This is a genomic window from Mesorhizobium sp. M6A.T.Cr.TU.016.01.1.1, assembly GCF_003952585.1.
Taxonomy (GTDB): Bacteria; Pseudomonadota; Alphaproteobacteria; order Rhizobiales; family Rhizobiaceae; genus Mesorhizobium; species Mesorhizobium mediterraneum.
In genome coordinates this window covers 1,446,496-1,463,164 of the sequence record NZ_CP034452.1, presented here as the reverse complement: position 1 = coordinate 1,463,164, position 16,669 = coordinate 1,446,496, and the positions used below count along the sequence as shown (strand labels likewise).

Here is a 16,669-nt window from a genome sequence, read left to right as displayed (position 1 = left end):
CAACTGACTGGCAAGGCCGGGGGCAAAACTCAAATCAACCTGGGCTTTCCCGCCAATGGTCGAGATGGGTGGAAAGTTGCCGCTGGCTCATCTGCCAGAACGGGCACGTTGCGCCAGAAGCGGACACCCGAAAGGATGGTTGCGAACCGCTAGAGCGGTTCAGCTTTTGATAGAATCGCCGAACCGCTCTAAGTATTTGTTCTTACGCAATTCCGGACGGAAAACCGCTACGCACTTTTCCTGGAATTGCTCCTAGACCCGCAAGCCTGGCTCGGCAGGTCGCGATACATACTCCGGGAACTCCGCGGCGCCTCTGCTCAGGGCCTTCACCATGAGAAGACCATCATCAAAGAAGCCGTTTCGAGCGTAAAACTGGCGCGTGCGTTCCTTGCCAAGCACCATGGCAATACGGAAGACAGCGCATCCAGTCCGCTCGCCCTCCGCCTCGATCCACGCCATCAGCTTGGTGCCTGTGCCAAGGCTGCGTAGCGTCGTGTCGACCACCACGTGGTCGGCTTCGATGTACTTCCCGCACCAAATCTGAATGCCCGTCCAGAAGCCGGAGAGACCCACCAGCCGATCGCCGATATAAGCCGCGATGCAGCGGTAATTGCCCTGAGCGAGGATCGCCGAGAGTCGTTCACGAAACGCGGCTTCGTCTAGATGCGAGTTGCCCTGCCGGAACACTGGATAGATCGACAGCATCTCATCGAGCCCATTGAGTTCACGAATTGTCACCTCGTCGGTCACGACAGCCCTCCTCCCCTGTCGTTCCACTCTGCGGTCGATTCCGGCCGCGGTCCAGTGGGATCTTCCAATCAGGGATTGAGCCAGTCACTGCTCAGGGTCAGATCGGTCATGCGATCCTTCGAAACTGAACGACCGCAATGGCGCGATCCCGCTCATTCAGAGTGATGGGGTTTCGATCTAGCGCTAGCGATCTTCAGGCTCGAAGCGAAAGACGCCGCTCGGCTTGCTCGCGGCACCCTTCGCGTCGCCGAAATCCGGCACCCGATATTCGGCGAGCAACCGCAGCCGGGACAGCGGCAAGTCTGTGCGACGGGGATCGCCGACCAGCACCTCGATACCGGCTGCCAGGCAGCGATCGAAAAACGGGGTGACCCGACGAGCAACCTCGCGGCCGTAAAACACATCGCCCGCGAGAACGAGGTCGACCGCAGGTGGCGGCCCCGTGGTGATATCATTGTCGATAACGGTGATCGTGACGCCGTTCGCCATGGCATTGAGGCCGAGCGCAGCAACGCCGTTGCGATCGATCTCGGCGGCGATCACGTCGCTGGCGCCAGCCTTTGCCGCGGCGATGCCGACGAGGCCCGAACCGGCGCCGAGGTCGAGCACGCGGCGACCCACCACCGTCTGCGGCTGGTCGATTATATAGCGGGCGAGCACCGCGCCGCCGGCCCAGGCATAGGCCCAATAGGGTGGCTGCGGCTCGTTGTCGCCGGCTTTCGCTTCTTCTTCCGGCCCCTCCGGCTCGAACCCCTGTCCTTCCGGATCGGCGAGCCGTCTGAGGCCGCTGCCCGGATGAGCCGTGTAAAGCCGGATTTCGGGAAGCGAAGGCACCGGCAGCAGCCGCATGTTCGCCCTGATGAACGCGACCGGGTCAGGGCCGGAACGCGGGTCGACCGCTTCACCACCGGCAAGGCAATCGTCCAAAATCGTGCCTATCCCCGCAACGCCCGCCGCAGGATCTTGCCTACCGGCGTCTTCGGCAGTTCGGTCCGAAACTCGATGTATTTTGGCCGCTTGTAGCCGGTCAGGTTCTCGCGGCAATAGACAGTTAGCACCTCAGCGGTCAGCAACGGGTCCTTCTTGACGACGAACAGCTTCGGCACTTCGCCTGAATGCTCGTCCGGCACGCCGATCGCCGCCACTTCTAGGACGCCCGGATGCAGGGCCACGACTTCCTCGAGTTCGTTCGGATAGACGTTGAAGCCGGACACAAGGATCATGTCCTTCTTGCGATCGACGACCTTGGTGTAGCCGCGCTCGTCCATGAAGCCCATGTCGCCCGACTTGAAGAAACCATCCTTGGTCATCACCTTGGCGGTCTCGTCCGGCCGGTTCCAGTAACCGGCCATCACCTGAGGTCCGCGGATGCAGATCTCTCCGACTTCGCCGAGCGGCAAATCATTGCCGTCGTCATCGCGGATGGCGATCTCGGTGGACGGCAGCGGCAGGCCGATCGTGCCGGTAAAGTTGCCATCGCTGAATGTGTTGGCGGTAGCCACCGGTGAGGTTTCCGAAAGCCCGTAGCCCTCGGTGACCGGGCAGCCGGTGAGCGTCTTCCAGCGTTCGGCGACACCCTTCTGCACCGCCATGCCGCCACCTAGTGTCAGGATCAGCGGCTTGAAGTCGAGTTTGCGGAAATCCTCATTGTTGAGCAGCGCGTTGAACAGCGTGTTGAGGCCCGGAAAGATGTGGATCGGGTATTTGCCGAGTTCCTTGACGAAGCCTGGAATGTCGCGCGGATTGGGAATGAGTATGTTCCGGCCGCCCATTTGCATGCCCATAAACGCGTTCACCGTCAGGGCAAAGATATGATAGAGCGGCAGCGCGCAGATGAAATTGAGATGCGCCGGTTTCGGCTTGACCGTGTAGGCGTCTTCGACCCAAAGCGCGTTCTGCGCGACATTGGCCAGCACGTTGCTGTGCAGCAGCACCGCGCCTTTCGAGATGCCCGTGGTGCCGCCGGTATATTGCAAGAAGGCGATATCGTCGGCTGCGACCTTCACCGGCTTGAAGTTCACGCTGGCGCCTGCCTTCAACGCGGCGTTGAACTTGACATGGCCTGGCAGCGACCAGCCCGGCACCATCTTCTTCACGCGGCGCACGACGAAATTGACGATCGTCCCTTTCAGGCCGCCAAGCATGTCGCCCATCGCCGCGACCACGACATGCTTGACCGCCGTCTTGGCGATCACCGCCTGCAAGGTGTTGGCGAAATTTTCGAGAATGACGATGGCTTGCGCACCGGAATCCTTGAGCTGATGTTCCAGCTCGCGCGGCGTGTAGAGCGGGTTGATATTGACCACGACATAGCCGGCGCGCAGCACTGCCATCATCGCCACCGGATATTGCAGCACGTTCGGCATCATCAGCGCGACGCGCGCGCCTTTCTGCAACCCTGTCGATTGCAGATAGGCGCCGAAGGCGGCCGATTGCCGCTCGACTTCCGCATAGCTGATGGTCTTGCCCATGCAGGTGAAAGCGGGCCTGCCGGCATACTGCTTGCAGACGTCGGCGAGCAGATCGCCGATGGAGCCGAAGGGCAGGGCGCCGATCTCGGCCGGAACGACTTTCGGATAGCTTTTGAGCCAAGGCTTTTCCGGCAATCGAGCGGCAGGCGCTTTCGGCAATCTCCTGGCCGAACCCGGCTTCGACGCCGATGAAGCCGCCGATGAAGCCATTGTCGCTGCCGCCTTCGGCTTGACCGCGGCAACGGCTTTGGTGGGCGGCGATTTTGGCTTGTCGGGGCTGGCCGGTTTTGCGGCAGCTTTGGCCTTCGCTTTCGCTGGTGCCGTCGTCCTTGGTGTTTTTGCCACCTGTCCCTCCCTCGGTTGTTCTTATTGTCTCTGCTTGCCCGCCGCGTCGTCTCCGAATGACAGAGACGTCCCTCCGCTGTTGCCGGCATCCAGGAAATCCAACATGCCATCTATGTATTGCGACTATCGGCAGCCGTGCAAGTCTGCCCCTGCGGCAAGACGGGAAGAAAACCTTCCGCGCCAACGACAGGCCGAAGGTCGCGGTTCCTTGCTATCGGCCGCGTTAAAGATAATAAAAAAATGCAATCGTTAATAATGCCGTGATCGGCTGAAATTGACATTTAATTCTCGCTTTTTATGAAAGTGAAGAATTAAATTCTGCTTCCCATGGGGTAAGCAAACGGGGTGTTCCAAAGGCGGAAAAACGATGCTTATATGCGCGCTTCGCGAGCCTGAAGAGGGGCTTGGAAGAACATCAGGGAGTCCTCCATGAAAAAGAAACTGACTTTTGCGGCCGCGTTGCTGGCCGCAAGCGTCCTCGGCGGCATGGCCAATGCGAAGCAATTGGTCTACTGCTCGGAGGCGTCGCCGGCCGGCTTCGACCCATCGCCGTGGAGCGGTGGCAACGACTTCGACGCGTCGTCGCGCACTATCTATTCGCGCCTGGTCGAGTTCGAACACGGCAAGACCACCATCGCGCCCGGCCTCGCCGAGAGCTGGACGGTTTCCGACGACGGTCTCGAATACACGTTCAAGCTTCGGCCCGGCGTGAAGTTCCAGACCACCGACTATTTCACGCCGACGCGCGACCTCAATGCCGACGACGTGATCTTCTCCTTCGAACGCCAGTGGAAGAAGGAAAGCCCGTGGTTCAGCTATCTGGAAGGCACCGGCTGGGAATATTTCACTGGCATGGGCTTCCCGGATCTTCTCAAGGAAATCGTCAAGGTTGACGACCTGACGGTGAAGTTCGTGCTGAACAAGCCTGAAGTCGCTTTCCTGCCGGACCTCGGCATGGATTTCGCATCGATCGTCTCCAAGGAATATGCCGACCAGCTCGACAAGGCCGGCACCAGGCAGCAATTCACCCAGAAGCCGATCGGCACCGGTCCGTTCCAGTTCGTCGACTACCAGGTCGATGCGGTCGTGCGCTATGCGGCATGGGACGGCTATTATGGCGGCCGCCAGAAGATCGACGATTTGATCTTCGCCATCACGACCGATCCGGCCGTGCGCGCGCAGAAGCTGAAGGCAGGCGAATGCGATATCATGTCGTACCCGGCGCCGGCCGACATCGCCGGCCTGCAGGCTGACCCAAACCTCAAGGTCGACGAGCAGGAAGGCCTGAACATCGGCTACATGGCCTACAACACCACGCTGCCGCCCTTCGACAAGGTCGAGGTCCGCAAGGCCCTCAACATGGCCGTCAATAAGCAGGCCATTCTCGATGCGGTCTATCAGGGCGCTGGCCAGGCGGCCATCAACCCGATCCCGCCGACGATGTGGTCCTATAACAAGGACATCAAGGACGATCCGTACGATCCGGACGCGGCCAAAAAGATGCTGGCCGACGCCGGCGTCAAGGATCTCTCGATGAAGATCTGGGCAATGCCGGTCAGCCGCCCGTACAATCCGAACGCTCAAAGAGTCGCGGAACTGATCCAGGCCGACTACGCCAAGATCGGCGTCAAGGCCGAGATCGTCAGCTACGAATGGACCGAGTATCGCGAACGCGGCAAGCAGAAGGATCGTGACGGCGCCTTCCAGCTCGGCTGGACCGGCGACAATGGCGATCCGGACAACTTCCTGTTCCTGCTCGGCTGCGATGCCATCGGCCAGTCCAACTATGCGATCTGGTGCAACCAGGAGTTCGAAGCCCTGTTGCAGAAGGGCAAGGCGACCACTGATGTCGCCGAGCGCACCAAGATCTACGAGGAGGCTCAGGTCGTGTTCAAGCGTGAGGCGCCGTGGCTGACCATTGCCCATTCCAAGGTCTTCATGCCGATGAACAAGAAGGTTTCGGGCTTCGTCATGGATCCGCTCGGCATTCATCGGTTTGACGGCGTCGACGTCACCGAGTAACTCCTGAGAAATTGGACGGCGGCGCTGGACTTCCGGCGCCGCCGTTCTATGAAGTAAGATGCTCCGCTATCTCCTCCACAAGCTCGCCCTAATCATCCCGACCGTGTTCGGCATATCGCTGGCGGCGTTCGCTTTCGTCCGGCTTCTGCCGGGCGACCCGATCATGGCCCTGGCAGGCGAGCGTGGCGTCAGCCCCGAACGCTACGCGGAGCTTGTCGAGCGGTTTGGCTATAACAGGCCTTATGTCATCCAGTATCTGGAGTATATCGGCAGGGTCCTGACCGGCGACTTCGGCATATCGATCGCCACCAAGCGGCCGGTGCTCGGTGAATTCCAGGCGCTGTTTCCCGCCACGCTGGAACTGGCGACGATCGCGCTGATCATCGCCGTGCTCATAGGCATCCCCGCCGGCATCTTCGCCGCGGTCAAGCGCGGATCATGGTTCGACCAGGCGACGATGGGCGTGGCGCTGACCGGCTATTCGATGCCGATCTTTTGGTGGGGGCTGCTGCTCATCATATTCTTCTCCGGCTATCTCGGCTGGACACCGGTTTCCGGCCGCATTGGCCTTCAATATTTCTTCAAGCCGACAACGGGGTTCATGCTGATCGACAGCCTGATCTCCGGCAAGAGCGGCGCTTTCAGGTCCGCCGCCAGTCATCTGGTCCTGCCGGCGATCGTGCTGGCGACGATTCCACTCGCCGTCATAGCGCGCCAGACGCGGTCGGCGATGCTGGAGGTGCTGGGCGAGGACTATGTCCGCACCGCCCGCGCCAAGGGCCTGGCGCCGCGCCGCGTCATCGGGCTCCACGCTTTTCGCAACGCGCTGATCCCTGTCGTCACCACCATCGGCCTGCAGGTCGGCACGCTGATGGCCGGCGCCATCCTGACCGAAACGATCTTTTCCTGGCCCGGCATCGGCAAGTGGATGATCGACGCGATCGCCAAGCGCGACTATGTCGTCGTCCAGAGCGGCTTGCTGATCATCGCGCTGATCGTCATGGCAGTGAACCTGATCGTCGACGTGCTCTACGCCGTCATCAACCCACGTATCCGGGTGCAGTGAGATGACCGACCAAACCACGGCAGAAGCCACCGCCGCCTCCATTCCGACCGGCGGTCGGCAACGTGCCTTCACCGAGTTCTGGCATTACTACTCGATGAACACCGGCGCCGTCATCGGCCTGGTCGTGTTCTCGGCTCTGGTGCTGATCGCGATTTTCGCGCCGCTGGTCGCGCCGCATTCGCCTGACGAGCAGTTTCGCGATGCGCTGCTGACGCCGCCGGTCTGGCAGGAGGGCGGCAAATCGATGTTTCTTCTGGGCACCGACGCTGTTGGCCGCGACATGCTTTCGCGGCTGATTTTCGGGGCGCGGTTCTCGCTGTTCATCGGTCTGGTCGTCGTGGTTTTCTCGCTGACCAGCGGCATCATCCTCGGCGTGCTCGCCGGCTATTTCCGCGGCTGGGTCGATACGCTGATCATGCGCGTCATGGACGTCATTCTGGCCTTCCCGTCGCTGCTTCTTGCTCTGGTTCTGGTGGCGATCCTCGGACCTGGCCTGTTCAACGCCATGCTGGCGATCGCGCTGGTGCTGCAGCCGCATTTCGCGCGGCTCACGCGCGCGGCGGTAATGGCCGAAAAGAACCGTGAGTATGTGATCTCCGCCAAGGTGGCCGGTGCCAGTCATCTCAGGCTGATGGTGAAGACGATCTTGCCGAACTGCATGGCACCGCTGATCGTGCAGGCGACGCTGTCCTTCTCCAACGCCATTCTCGAGGCCGCGGCTCTCGGCTTCCTCGGCGTCGGCGCGCAGCCGCCGACCCCGGAATGGGGCACGATGCTGGCCACGGCACGCGAGTTCATCCTGCGCGCGCCATGGGTGGTGACCTTCCCCGGCCTCGCCATCCTCATTACCGTGCTTGCCATCAACCTGATCGGCGATGGCCTGCGCGATGCCTTCGACCCCAAGCTGAAGAGGTCGTGATCATGCCTCTTCTCGAAATCAAGAACCTTACGGTCTCTTTCGATACTGCCGCCGGACCGTTCATGGCGGTGCAAGGCATCGACCTGTCGATCGAGCCGCGCGAGGTGTTGGCGATCGTCGGTGAATCCGGCTCCGGCAAATCGGTGGCGATGTTGGCGGTGATGGGGCTTTTGCCGAATACGGCGACGGTGAAGGCCGACCGCATGGCGTTCGACGGTATCGACCTGCTTGAGCTCAGTCCGTCCGAGCGCCGCAAGATCGTCGGCAAGGACATCTCGATGATCTTCCAGGAGCCGATCGCCAGTCTCAATCCATGCTTCACCGCCGGCTTCCAGATCGAGGAGGTGCTGCGCTTCCATATGGGCATGGACCGCGCCCAGCGCCGGGCCCGCGCCATCGAGCTGATGAAGCTGGTCGGCATTGCCGATCCGGAAGAGCGGCTGAATTCGTTCCCGCACCAGATGTCGGGCGGCCAGTGCCAGCGGGTCATGATCGCCATCGCCATCGCCTGCAATCCGAAGCTGTTGATCGCCGACGAGCCGACCACCGCGCTCGACGTCACCATCCAGAAGCAGATCCTTGACCTCTTGGTCGGTCTGCAGGCCAAATACGGCATGGGCTTGATCATGATCACCCACAATATGGGCGTCGTGGCCGAGACCGCCGACCGCGTGATCGTCCAGTACAAGGGCCGCAAGATGGAAGAGGCCGACGTTCTGTCGCTATTCGAGCAGCCGAAGAGCAACTATACCCGCGCGCTCCTGTCGGCGCTGCCGGAGAACGCCGTCGGCGACCGGCTGCCGACCATTTCCGACATGCTGTTTGAACCAGCCCCCTCGGCTGCGGGAACCGGGTCTGCAACGGGAGCCGCGTCATGAGCGTGACGGTTCTCGAAGGCAAGAACATCGTGCGCGACTATCATGTCGGGGGCGGCCTGTTTCGTCCCTCGCGCACGGTTCACGCGGTCAAGGGCGTCTCGTTCAGCGTCGACAAGGGCAAGACGCTCGCCATCGTCGGCGAAAGCGGCTGCGGCAAGTCAACGCTCGCTCGCATCATCACGCTGATCGATCCGGCCACGGCGGGTGAGCTCTTCATCGACGGCAAAAAGGTCGATATCGCCAAGGATGGGCTGTCGAAGGAGATGCGCCGCAAGGTGCAGATCGTCTTCCAGAACCCGTACGGTTCGCTCAATCCGCGCCAGAAGATCGGCGACGTGCTGGGCGAGCCGCTGCTCATCAACACCGACACGCCGGCCAACGAACGGCGCGATCTCGCCATGAGGATGCTGAAGAAGGTCGGCCTCGGACCGGAGCATTACAACCGTTACCCGCACATGTTTTCGGGCGGCCAGCGCCAGCGCATCGCCATTGCCCGCGCGCTGATGCTCAATCCGAGCCTTTTGGTGCTCGACGAGCCGGTCTCGGCGCTCGACCTGTCGGTGCAGGCGCAGGTGCTCAACCTGCTCGCCGACCTGCAGGACGAGTTCAAGCTTACCTATGTCTTCATCAGCCACGACCTGTCGGTGGTGCGCTACATCGCCGACGACGTGATGGTCATGTATTACGGCGAGGCCGTCGAATACGGCTCGCGCGACGAGGTCTTTGCCGACCCCAAGCACAGCTACACCAAGACGCTGTTCGCCGCCACGCCGCGCGCCGACGTCGCCAGCATCAAGGCGCGGCTGGCGAAGAAGAAGGCTGCCTGACGCCGCAATCGCGGCACCCCAGCGTATTTCGACGCCGATCAGGACAGCCGGGCGATGACGACGCGCAACACCTCGCCGAAGCGCCGGACTTCCTCGACAGTGTTGTAATGGACCAGCGAGGCGCGGATGGCGCCGCTGTCCATGCTGAGGTTCAGGCGCTTCATCAGCCGCGGCGCATACATGTGACCGTCGCGGATGCCGATCTGCATCTCGGCCATGGCCTCGACGATCATTTGCGGCGACAGCGTGCCGATGTTGAAGCAGAAGGTCGGCACGCGCTCGTTGAGGCGGGCTTCGTCGGCGACGCCATAGATCGTCGCGCCGCAATCCTTGAGCACGCCGAGCATTTCGCGCGCCAGCATCAGCTCATAGTCGCGGATGGCGTTCATGCCGGCGACGAGGTTGTCACGCCGCGACCGGTTGTTCGCTGGCGCAAAATTGCGGCCGATCGATTCGAGATAGCGCACCGCGGCATCCATGCCGGAGACGTTCTCGTAAATGAAGGTGCCGGCCTCGACCTTGTAGGGCGGCTCGTCGGGAATGAAATCCTCGCGGAAAGTCGGCAGCCGCCTCAGCGTCTCGAAGCGGCCCCACAGGAAGCCCATATGCGGCGAGAAATTCTTGTAGCCGGAGCAGACCAGATAGTCGCAATCCCAGGCCTGCACGTCGATCAGCCCGTGCGGCCCGTAATGCACGCAGTCGAGGAACACTTCGGCACCCGCCGCATGCGCAATATCAGCCACTGAAGCGACATCAACGATCGAGCCGATCGAATGCGCGGTGACGGTGCAGGCGACAAGCCGGGTGCGGTCGGAGACCAGCGGGCGAAGGTCGTCGACATGGAGATTGCCGTCCTCGCGCATCCGCCACCATTTGAACTTGGCGCCGGCGGACTCTAGCGCAAGCCAGGTGGCGATGTTGGCGTCGTGATCCATGTCGGTGATGACGATCTCGTCACGCTCCTGAAGCATCTGGCCGATGCCGAGACTGACGAGGCGGATGAACGAGGTGGCGTTCATGCCGAAACAGATTTCCGCAGGACTATAGGCATTGATCAGCAGCGCCACGCTTTCACGCGCGTCGGCGATCGCTTGATCGACGGTGACGCTGCGGCCGTAGCGGCCGCCGCGCTGCACATTATGCGCGACCAGATGATTGGTCACCGCGTCGAGCACGCTTTGCGGGATCTGCGCCCCGGCCGCATTATCCATGAAGATAAAGTTGCCGGCCTGCCGCAGGGCTGGAAACATGGCGCGGATCGTGTCGACCGGGAAGGCTGCGGAGACGTCGCTCGCATTGTGGGTCTGATGCTTGTTCAAGATGGTCTCCTGCGAAGTGCCTGACAGATGGGGGAGCGAGAATTGACAGATGGGAAACTGGCGACGTCAGCGGGTCTTTTCGGTTTTGAAGCGGCGTTCCAGCAGGCTGACGAGGCGGACCATCGGCCAGAGAAAGAGGAGATAGACCAGCGCCGCGCCGATCAACGGCGAGGGGTTGGCGTAGAGCGACTGCGCGTTCGTCGCTTCCTTCAGCAATTCGGGCAGCGCCACGGTGGAGGCGAGCGAAGTGTCCTTGAACATCGAGACGCAGTTGCTGGTCATCGGCGGAATGACCACGCGGATCGCCTGCGGCAGCACCACCTTGCGCAAGGTCAGCAAAAACGGCAGGCCGAGCGCCTGCGCCGCCTCGAACTGGCCGCGCGGAATGCTTTCTATGCCGGACCGGAACACCTCGGCCGAATAAGCCGCCATGATGATGGCGAATGCCGTCACCGCGGAGGTCCAGGACGACAGGCGTATGCCGAGGAACGGCAGCGCGTAGTAGATCAGGATCAGCACGACCAGCACCGGCATCGCCCGGAAAATATCGATATAGCCGACCGCCAACAGCCGCAGCGGCTTTGGCGCGTAGAGCCGCATCAGACTGATCGCCAGGCCGACGGGGATACCGATGCCGATGCTCAACAGCCCGAGCAGCAGCGTGTTCAGAAAGCCGCGCAGCAACGCCGGCAGGCTGGAGATCATGACATCGGCGTTGAAGAAGGTTTCGATCAGCGACATGGGGAGCATTCCCGAAAGATTTGGCGTCCCGCGACGCTAAAGCATGACTCCGAAACCCCGAAATCGGCTTCGGAGCGGATCATGCGTGAAAGAAGGGCTACGGCGTCCGTTGCGCGTCCAGCAGGGGCGCAACGCTATCCCATGAAATTGTGCCGGCGTGCAAAGCCGGCACAATTTCAGCGGCTGCCGCTCAGGCCTTCGGCATCGGCATTTCCTTGACGGTCGAAGAGTCGGCGGGTGCATCGCTGCCGAACCACTTCTTGTGGATCGCGGCCAGCGTGCCGTCCTTCTTCATCGCGGTCAGCGCGTCGTTCAGCTTGCCGAGCAACGGGTGATCCTTGGCCATCATCAGGCCGTACTGCTCGCCGGTCTTGATACGCTCTTTCACGGCGAGATCCTTCATCCTGGTGAAGGAGTATTCGAGGCCCGGAATGTCGCTGACCGCGGCGTCGACGCGACCGGCGCTGAGATCGAGCAGCAGGTTCTGCTGCGTGTCGTAACCCTTTACCTCGCTGAACCCGCCGGCCTCCTGGTGCTGCTTGGTCCAGGCTTCCCCGGTCGAGCCGGACAGCACGCCGATGATCTTGCCCTTGAGGTCGGCCTCGGCCTTGATCGGGCTGTCGGCCTTGGCGGCGATACCCATGTCGGAATCATAATAGGGCTGCGAGAACGCCTGCGACTTCAGCCGCTCAGGCGTGATCGTGATCGACGAGATGGCGACGTCTATGCGCTTCGACGTGGTGGCGGCGAACAGGGCCTGAAATCCGAGATCGGCAATTTCCGTGGTCATGCCGATGCGCTTGGCCGCCTCGTTGACGATGTCGACTTCAAAACCTTCGAAGGTGCCGCTCTCGTTCTTGTATTCGAAGGGCGGATTGGTCGGATAGGCGCCGACATTCAGCGTCTCTTGGGCATAGGCGGTGGCTGGGCCGGCGGCGATGCCGAAGGCGGCAGCGAGAAGAAGCAGATTACGGCGAGTGAAGCTCATTTTCGTTCCCTCTGGTTCGGCCACTCCCTGTGGCGCTTTTCACTTCCGCCCCTTTCAGCGCCGTATTTTCCGGACACTGCAGGCGAGGCGGCGCCTGAAGTCAGGACGCGCGGCGTTGCCGCGAGCCGATCAACTGTTGCAGACGCTCCAGCAAGGCATTCACCGCGTCGTCCGTGGTGACCATGCCGGGCGACAGCCTGAGCGTCGCGCCGCGCGCGTCGCAGTAAAGTCGCTCACTGCGCAGCGTCGACACTGTCTTCACCGGGTCGACGCCTTGCGGCAAGGTCAGCATGACGCTGCCGCCGCGCCGGTCTGGATCGAGCGGCGAGCGGACCGTCCAGCCATTGTCCAGCGCACAGGCGATAATGCGCTCGGCCATGCCGGCGTTCTGCGCGCGGATCGCGTCGACGCCCGTTTCGGCCACCCATTCGAGGCCGGGCAGCGATGCGACGCTGGCCAGGATGGCCGGCGTGCCATGGTCGAAACGGCGTGCATCGTCGGCATAAGTGAAGCTGTCGAGATCCCACGAAAATGGGTTTGGCTGGCTGAACCAGCCGCGAAGCTCAGGCCGGCAGACGGACAGCAGTTCGGGCGTCACCTGCAGGACGCCGGCGCCCGAAGTGCCGCACAGCCATTTCAGCGAGGTCGAGACGACGAAATCGACCGGCGTCTTCGCAATCGAGAAGGGCGTAACGCCGACCCCTTGCGTGATGTCGACACCGACGATGGTGCCCATCTCCCGGCCATGCGCGGCGAGCCGCGCCAAGTCGCAGCGATGCGAGGCCGTCGAGGTGACGAAGGTCAGCAAGGCCAGGCCGACATCGTCCTGCCAACGGGCGATGAAATCGTCGTCGCGCACCCAGCTCTCGCCGGGCCGCAGCGGCACTGTATCGAGCACGAAGTTGAAGCGCTCGGCCAGACCAGCGAGCAGGAAATGCAGGCTCGGAAAACAATCGGCCGCAACCAGCAGGCGCTTTCCTGCCAGGCGCTCGGACGGCAAAGCGCCGATCAGGCTGTAGAGCGCTGACGTGACGTTCTCGGCGGTGGTCAGTGTTCCCTGTGGCGCATCGATCAGCGCGCCCCAGGCATCGATGAAGCGCTGCCGCGCGGCCAGGCCCGCCGGCCACTGGCCGTCATCTTCCGCCGACCAGATGTCCGAGAATTCCGACAGGGCAGCAGCCATGCGCTCCGCCTTGCCGGGAAACGTCCCGATCGAATGGTAGAGAAAATAACCAGACACTGCGTTTTTTTACTCCCTGTGATCATGTGATCACAAAAGGGAATACGGATCAATCGTTGCCCGCGAAGAAATGCGATTCAATAGCGAAGATCGGGACGATTTTTCCGGCCACGAGCGGTCGTGGGTCGGCACTTTCCGGCGTCGATCTTGCGTTCAACCCGCAGCGAAGATTCAGGAGGCCTTGCCGAATCCAGCGAACTCGACCGGCCTAGTTTCCGGCACGTCGGGGCAGATCGCGCGCAGCGTCTCTTGCGTCGTCCTGATGTCGGCAACCACCTCTTCGCGGGCGCGGGCAAAATCGCGATCTTTCAGTGCTGCGATGATCGCCGTGTGCCGCCCCGACGGCTCCATCGTGCCTGCTCGCATCAAAGGCGCGACATGGTTGGACAGCAGCCGCATATAGGGGCCGAAGCGCAGCCATAGCGTCTCGATCAACTGAAACAGCACGTCGGAGCCGGAGGCACGGTAGATGGTGAAGTGGAACTGCTGGTTCTTGGCGATCAGCTCGTAGATGCTGCCATTGCGCCCGATCGCCTGCTGGTCGGCGGTGATCTTCTCCAATGTGGCTATATTGGAAGCGGTCAGGCGCGGCGCCCCGAGTTCGGCCGCCAGCCCTTCGACGGCGACGCGCGCCCGGCAGAGGTCGTCGAGCCGCGCGCGGGTGACGACCGGCACGCAGGCCGAGCCGTTCTGCGATATCTCCAGCGCGTTCTCGGCGGCGAGCCGCCGCAAGGCCTCGCGCACCGGCATGTTCGAGGTACCGAAGGCTTCGGCCAGCGAGGCAATGGTCAGCACCTGGGCCGGATCGAAGCTGCCGACCATCAAGGCATGCCGAAGCTGCTGGTAGACGCCGTCCTGGACGGTCACGCGTCCCGATACAGGTTCAAATCCCAGAGCCACGATTTTTGGTTTCCTTGGGTTTCGACAGAAGCTATGTGCAAACGGCAGGCGATCGGGCCAGCCGGCGCGGATGTGATCATCTGATCACAAATTGCAGATACAGCCAAGCTGTCTGAGTGCACGCTGGGACAATCTCTCTCAGCCCCTCTGTTCCGTGAAGAAACTGGGGAGAAGAATGGCGCCAGCGTTGCGGCTCTCCCTTCTCCCCTTGTGGGAGAAGGTGGCCGAGCGAAGCTCGGTCGGATGAGGGGTGTTCCAGCTTGGCATCGACCGCGCTCCGTCCAACACCCCTCAACCGTCTTGGCGCTACGCGCCGATCCACCTTCTTCCACAAGGGGAGAAGGGAAGCACGCCGGCGTCAGTCCGGGATCACCGCTGTCGCCTGGATTTCCACCTTGGCGCGATCCTCGACCAGCGCCATGACTTGCATGGCGGCCATGGCCGGAAAATGCCGGCCGATGACCTCGCGATAGGCCTCACCGATCCCTTTGAGGTTGGCCAGATACTCGGCCTTATCGGTAAAGTACCAGGTCATCGAGGTGATATGCTCAGGCCTGGCGCCAGCCTCGGCGAGCACGGCGACGATGTTGGCAAGCGTCTGGCGCACCTGGCCGACAAAATCATCGGTTTCGAATTGGCCTTGCCCGTTCCAGCCGACCTGGCCGCCGATGAAGATCAGCTGCCCGCGTGCGGCGACGCCATTGGCGTAGCCGACCGGTTTCGCCCAGCCTTCCGGCTGCAAGATGGTGTGCATATCAAGCCTCCCGATATTCAAAATCCGGTCGCAATGTTGAAAATTCGAAACCAGCTCACCCAATTTTCCGTCGCAAGCTCGGCCTCAGGCCGCTCCCATCACTTGCCTGGCGATGACCACCTTCTGCACGTCGGACGCGCCCTCGTAGATGCGGAGCGCACGGATCTCGCGATACAGGCTTTCGACGATGTGGCCCTTGCGGACGCCGTCGCCGCCGTGCAGTTGCACGGCCTTGTCGATGACCTCCTGCGCCTTGTCGGTGGCGAACAGCTTAGCCATCGCCGCTTCCCGGGTGACACGGGTGGCGCCCATGTCCTTGGTCCAGGCGGCGCGGTAGACCAGCAAGGCGGCGGCATCGACGTCCAGCGCCATGTCGGCGATGTGACCCTGCACCATTTGCAGCTCGACCATCGCAGCGCCGAACAGTTTGCGCTCGGCCACTCTTTTGATGCTTTCGTCCAGCGCGCGCCGGGCAAAGCCGAGTGCCGCCGCGCCGACCGTCGAGCGGAACACGTCGAGCACCGACATGGCGATGCGGAAACCGTCGCCTGGCTTGCCGATCAATGCCGAGGCCGGAACGCGGACATTGTCGAAGAACAATCGTGCCAGCGGATGCGGGGCGATCACCTCCAGCCGCTCGGCGATCGTCAGGCCCTTGGTGTCTGCAGGCACGATGAACGCCGAAAGCCCCTTGGCGCCGGGCGCCTCGCCGGTGCGGGCAAAAACGACGTAGAGATCGGCAATGCCACCATTGGAGATCCAGGTCTTTTCACCTGACAGCACATAGTCGTCGCCGTCACGCGTCGCCGTCATCTCCATGTTGGCAACGTCCGATCCGGAGCGCGGCTCCGATAGCGCAAAGGCGGAAATTGTTTTGCCGGCACGTGTCTTCGCCAGCCAGCGCTGCTGCTCGGGCGTGCCGAACAGGCTGAGCGCGCCGGTGCCGAGCCCTTGCATGGCGAAGGCAAAGTCGGCCAGCCCGTCATTCCGGGCCAGCGTCTCGCGCGTCAGGCACAGCGTGCGCACATCGAGCGGTCCCGGATTGTCCACATCGAGCGCTGTCGGCTTCAGCCAGCCGTCGTTGCCGAGCTTCGCCACCAGCTCGCGGCAGGCGGCATCGACATCGTGGTGCGCGACCGGCAGGTTCTTCGCGCACCACGCGTCCAGCCGCTCGGCCAGCTCGCGGTGTCGGTTCTCGAAGAACGGCCAATTGAGGAAGGACCGGTCAGGCATTTCTGCCTCCACTGTGCTTCGGGCCTTGCACTCCACGGCGCCCCCCTCTGTCCTGCCGGACATCTCCCCCACGAGGGGGGAGATTGGCTGTCGCGGGCGCTTTCGGCAATTTCCAGCGTTGCAAAAAGAGGCGAGGCAATGGAACTGCCAATCTCCCCCCAAGTGGGGGAGATGTCCGGCAGGACAGAGGGGGGCGCTGTCCCGCCAGCGTATCCA

15 protein-coding genes are annotated in these 16,669 nt (G+C 62.3%); 5 read left to right on the top strand and 10 right to left on the bottom strand.

Features of this window, described 5'->3' with window-relative positions; genetic code table 11:
• Positions 1-252: 252 nt before the first annotated feature.
• From EJ075_RS06780 to EJ075_RS06770, 3 genes are all read right to left on the bottom strand, one after another.
• The gene (locus EJ075_RS06780) at positions 253-750 is read right to left on the bottom strand and encodes a GNAT family N-acetyltransferase (RefSeq protein ID WP_126103817.1); all 498 of its coding nucleotides are present in this window, start codon (positions 748-750) and stop codon (positions 253-255) included.
• A 183-nt stretch (positions 751-933) separates the two neighbouring features.
• A complete protein-coding gene (locus EJ075_RS06775) occupies positions 934-1,677 on the bottom strand; it encodes a methyltransferase (protein ID WP_126103816.1) in 744 nt (247 codons plus the stop codon).
• Between the two features lie 8 nt (positions 1,678-1,685).
• On the bottom strand, positions 1,686-3,566 hold the full coding sequence (locus EJ075_RS06770; protein ID WP_126103815.1) for a long-chain fatty acid--CoA ligase: 1,881 nt from the start codon (positions 3,564-3,566) through the stop codon (positions 1,686-1,688).
• A 429-nt stretch (positions 3,567-3,995) separates the two neighbouring features.
• On the opposite strand from EJ075_RS06770, the gene EJ075_RS06765 reads away from it, so the two are divergent.
• From EJ075_RS06765 to EJ075_RS06745, 5 genes are read left to right on the top strand one after another with little or no spacing between them, the layout of a single operon-like run.
• Positions 3,996-5,588: an ABC transporter substrate-binding protein gene (locus EJ075_RS06765; protein ID WP_095482978.1), complete on the top strand. Its 1,593-nt coding sequence runs from the start codon at positions 3,996-3,998 to the stop codon at positions 5,586-5,588.
• 58 nt (positions 5,589-5,646) lie between these two features.
• Positions 5,647-6,654 (top strand): ABC transporter permease subunit, encoded by a 1,008-nt coding sequence (locus EJ075_RS06760; RefSeq protein ID WP_126103814.1) that lies wholly within the window; start codon positions 5,647-5,649, stop codon positions 6,652-6,654.
• Between the two features lies 1 nt (position 6,655).
• Complete coding sequence (locus tag EJ075_RS06755) at positions 6,656-7,573, top strand: ABC transporter permease subunit (RefSeq protein WP_095482976.1); 918 nt, start codon at positions 6,656-6,658, stop codon at positions 7,571-7,573.
• A 2-nt stretch (positions 7,574-7,575) separates the two neighbouring features.
• Complete coding sequence (locus tag EJ075_RS06750) at positions 7,576-8,451, top strand: ABC transporter ATP-binding protein (protein WP_095482975.1); 876 nt, start codon at positions 7,576-7,578, stop codon at positions 8,449-8,451.
• On the top strand, positions 8,448-9,278 hold the full coding sequence (locus EJ075_RS06745) for a dipeptide ABC transporter ATP-binding protein (protein WP_095482974.1): 831 nt from the start codon (positions 8,448-8,450) through the stop codon (positions 9,276-9,278). Before EJ075_RS06750 ends, EJ075_RS06745 begins: the two co-directional genes overlap by 4 nt.
• 38 nt (positions 9,279-9,316) lie before the next feature.
• On the opposite strand, the gene EJ075_RS06740 is transcribed toward EJ075_RS06745, so the two are convergent.
• From EJ075_RS06740 to EJ075_RS06710, 7 genes are all read right to left on the bottom strand, one after another.
• Positions 9,317-10,597 carry a cysteine desulfurase-like protein gene (locus EJ075_RS06740; protein WP_126103813.1) on the bottom strand — a complete coding sequence of 427 codons (1,281 nt, stop codon included), beginning with the start codon at positions 10,595-10,597 and terminating at the stop codon, positions 9,317-9,319.
• 66 nt (positions 10,598-10,663) lie between these two features.
• Positions 10,664-11,338: an amino acid ABC transporter permease gene (locus EJ075_RS06735; protein ID WP_095482972.1), complete on the bottom strand. Its 675-nt coding sequence runs from the start codon at positions 11,336-11,338 to the stop codon at positions 10,664-10,666.
• A gap of 190 nt (positions 11,339-11,528) precedes the next feature.
• Positions 11,529-12,326 carry an ABC transporter substrate-binding protein gene (locus EJ075_RS06730; protein WP_095482971.1) on the bottom strand — a complete coding sequence of 266 codons (798 nt, stop codon included), beginning with the start codon at positions 12,324-12,326 and terminating at the stop codon, positions 11,529-11,531.
• Between the two features lie 100 nt (positions 12,327-12,426).
• Entirely contained in the window at positions 12,427-13,566 is a 1,140-nt protein-coding gene (locus EJ075_RS06725; protein ID WP_126103812.1) for an aminotransferase class V-fold PLP-dependent enzyme, read from the bottom strand.
• A 171-nt stretch (positions 13,567-13,737) separates the two neighbouring features.
• The gene (locus EJ075_RS06720; protein ID WP_126103811.1) at positions 13,738-14,466 is read right to left on the bottom strand and encodes a GntR family transcriptional regulator; all 729 of its coding nucleotides are present in this window, start codon (positions 14,464-14,466) and stop codon (positions 13,738-13,740) included.
• Between the two features lie 358 nt (positions 14,467-14,824).
• On the bottom strand, positions 14,825-15,220 hold the full coding sequence (locus EJ075_RS06715; protein WP_126103810.1) for a RidA family protein: 396 nt from the start codon (positions 15,218-15,220) through the stop codon (positions 14,825-14,827).
• A gap of 84 nt (positions 15,221-15,304) precedes the next feature.
• Complete coding sequence (locus EJ075_RS06710; RefSeq protein WP_126103809.1) at positions 15,305-16,453, bottom strand: acyl-CoA dehydrogenase family protein; 1,149 nt, start codon at positions 16,451-16,453, stop codon at positions 15,305-15,307.
• Positions 16,454-16,669: the final 216 nt, after the last annotated feature.

Coding starts and splice junctions, on each gene's coding strand:
- EJ075_RS06765 (WP_095482978.1), top strand. CDS start 3,996: ATGAAAAAGAAACTGACTTTTGCGGCCGCGTTGCTGGCCGCAAGCGTC.
- EJ075_RS06760 (WP_126103814.1), top strand. CDS start 5,647: ATGCTCCGCTATCTCCTCCACAAGCTCGCCCTAATCATCCCGACCGTG.
- EJ075_RS06755 (WP_095482976.1), top strand. CDS start 6,656: ATGACCGACCAAACCACGGCAGAAGCCACCGCCGCCTCCATTCCGACC.
- EJ075_RS06750 (WP_095482975.1), top strand. CDS start 7,576: ATGCCTCTTCTCGAAATCAAGAACCTTACGGTCTCTTTCGATACTGCC.
- EJ075_RS06745 (WP_095482974.1), top strand. CDS start 8,448: ATGAGCGTGACGGTTCTCGAAGGCAAGAACATCGTGCGCGACTATCAT.
- EJ075_RS06735 (WP_095482972.1), bottom strand. CDS start 11,338: ATGTCGCTGATCGAAACCTTCTTCAACGCCGATGTCATGATCTCCAGC.
- EJ075_RS06730 (WP_095482971.1), bottom strand. CDS start 12,326: ATGAGCTTCACTCGCCGTAATCTGCTTCTTCTCGCTGCCGCCTTCGGC.
- EJ075_RS06715 (WP_126103810.1), bottom strand. CDS start 15,220: ATGCACACCATCTTGCAGCCGGAAGGCTGGGCGAAACCGGTCGGCTAC.
- EJ075_RS06710 (WP_126103809.1), bottom strand. CDS start 16,453: ATGCCTGACCGGTCCTTCCTCAATTGGCCGTTCTTCGAGAACCGACAC.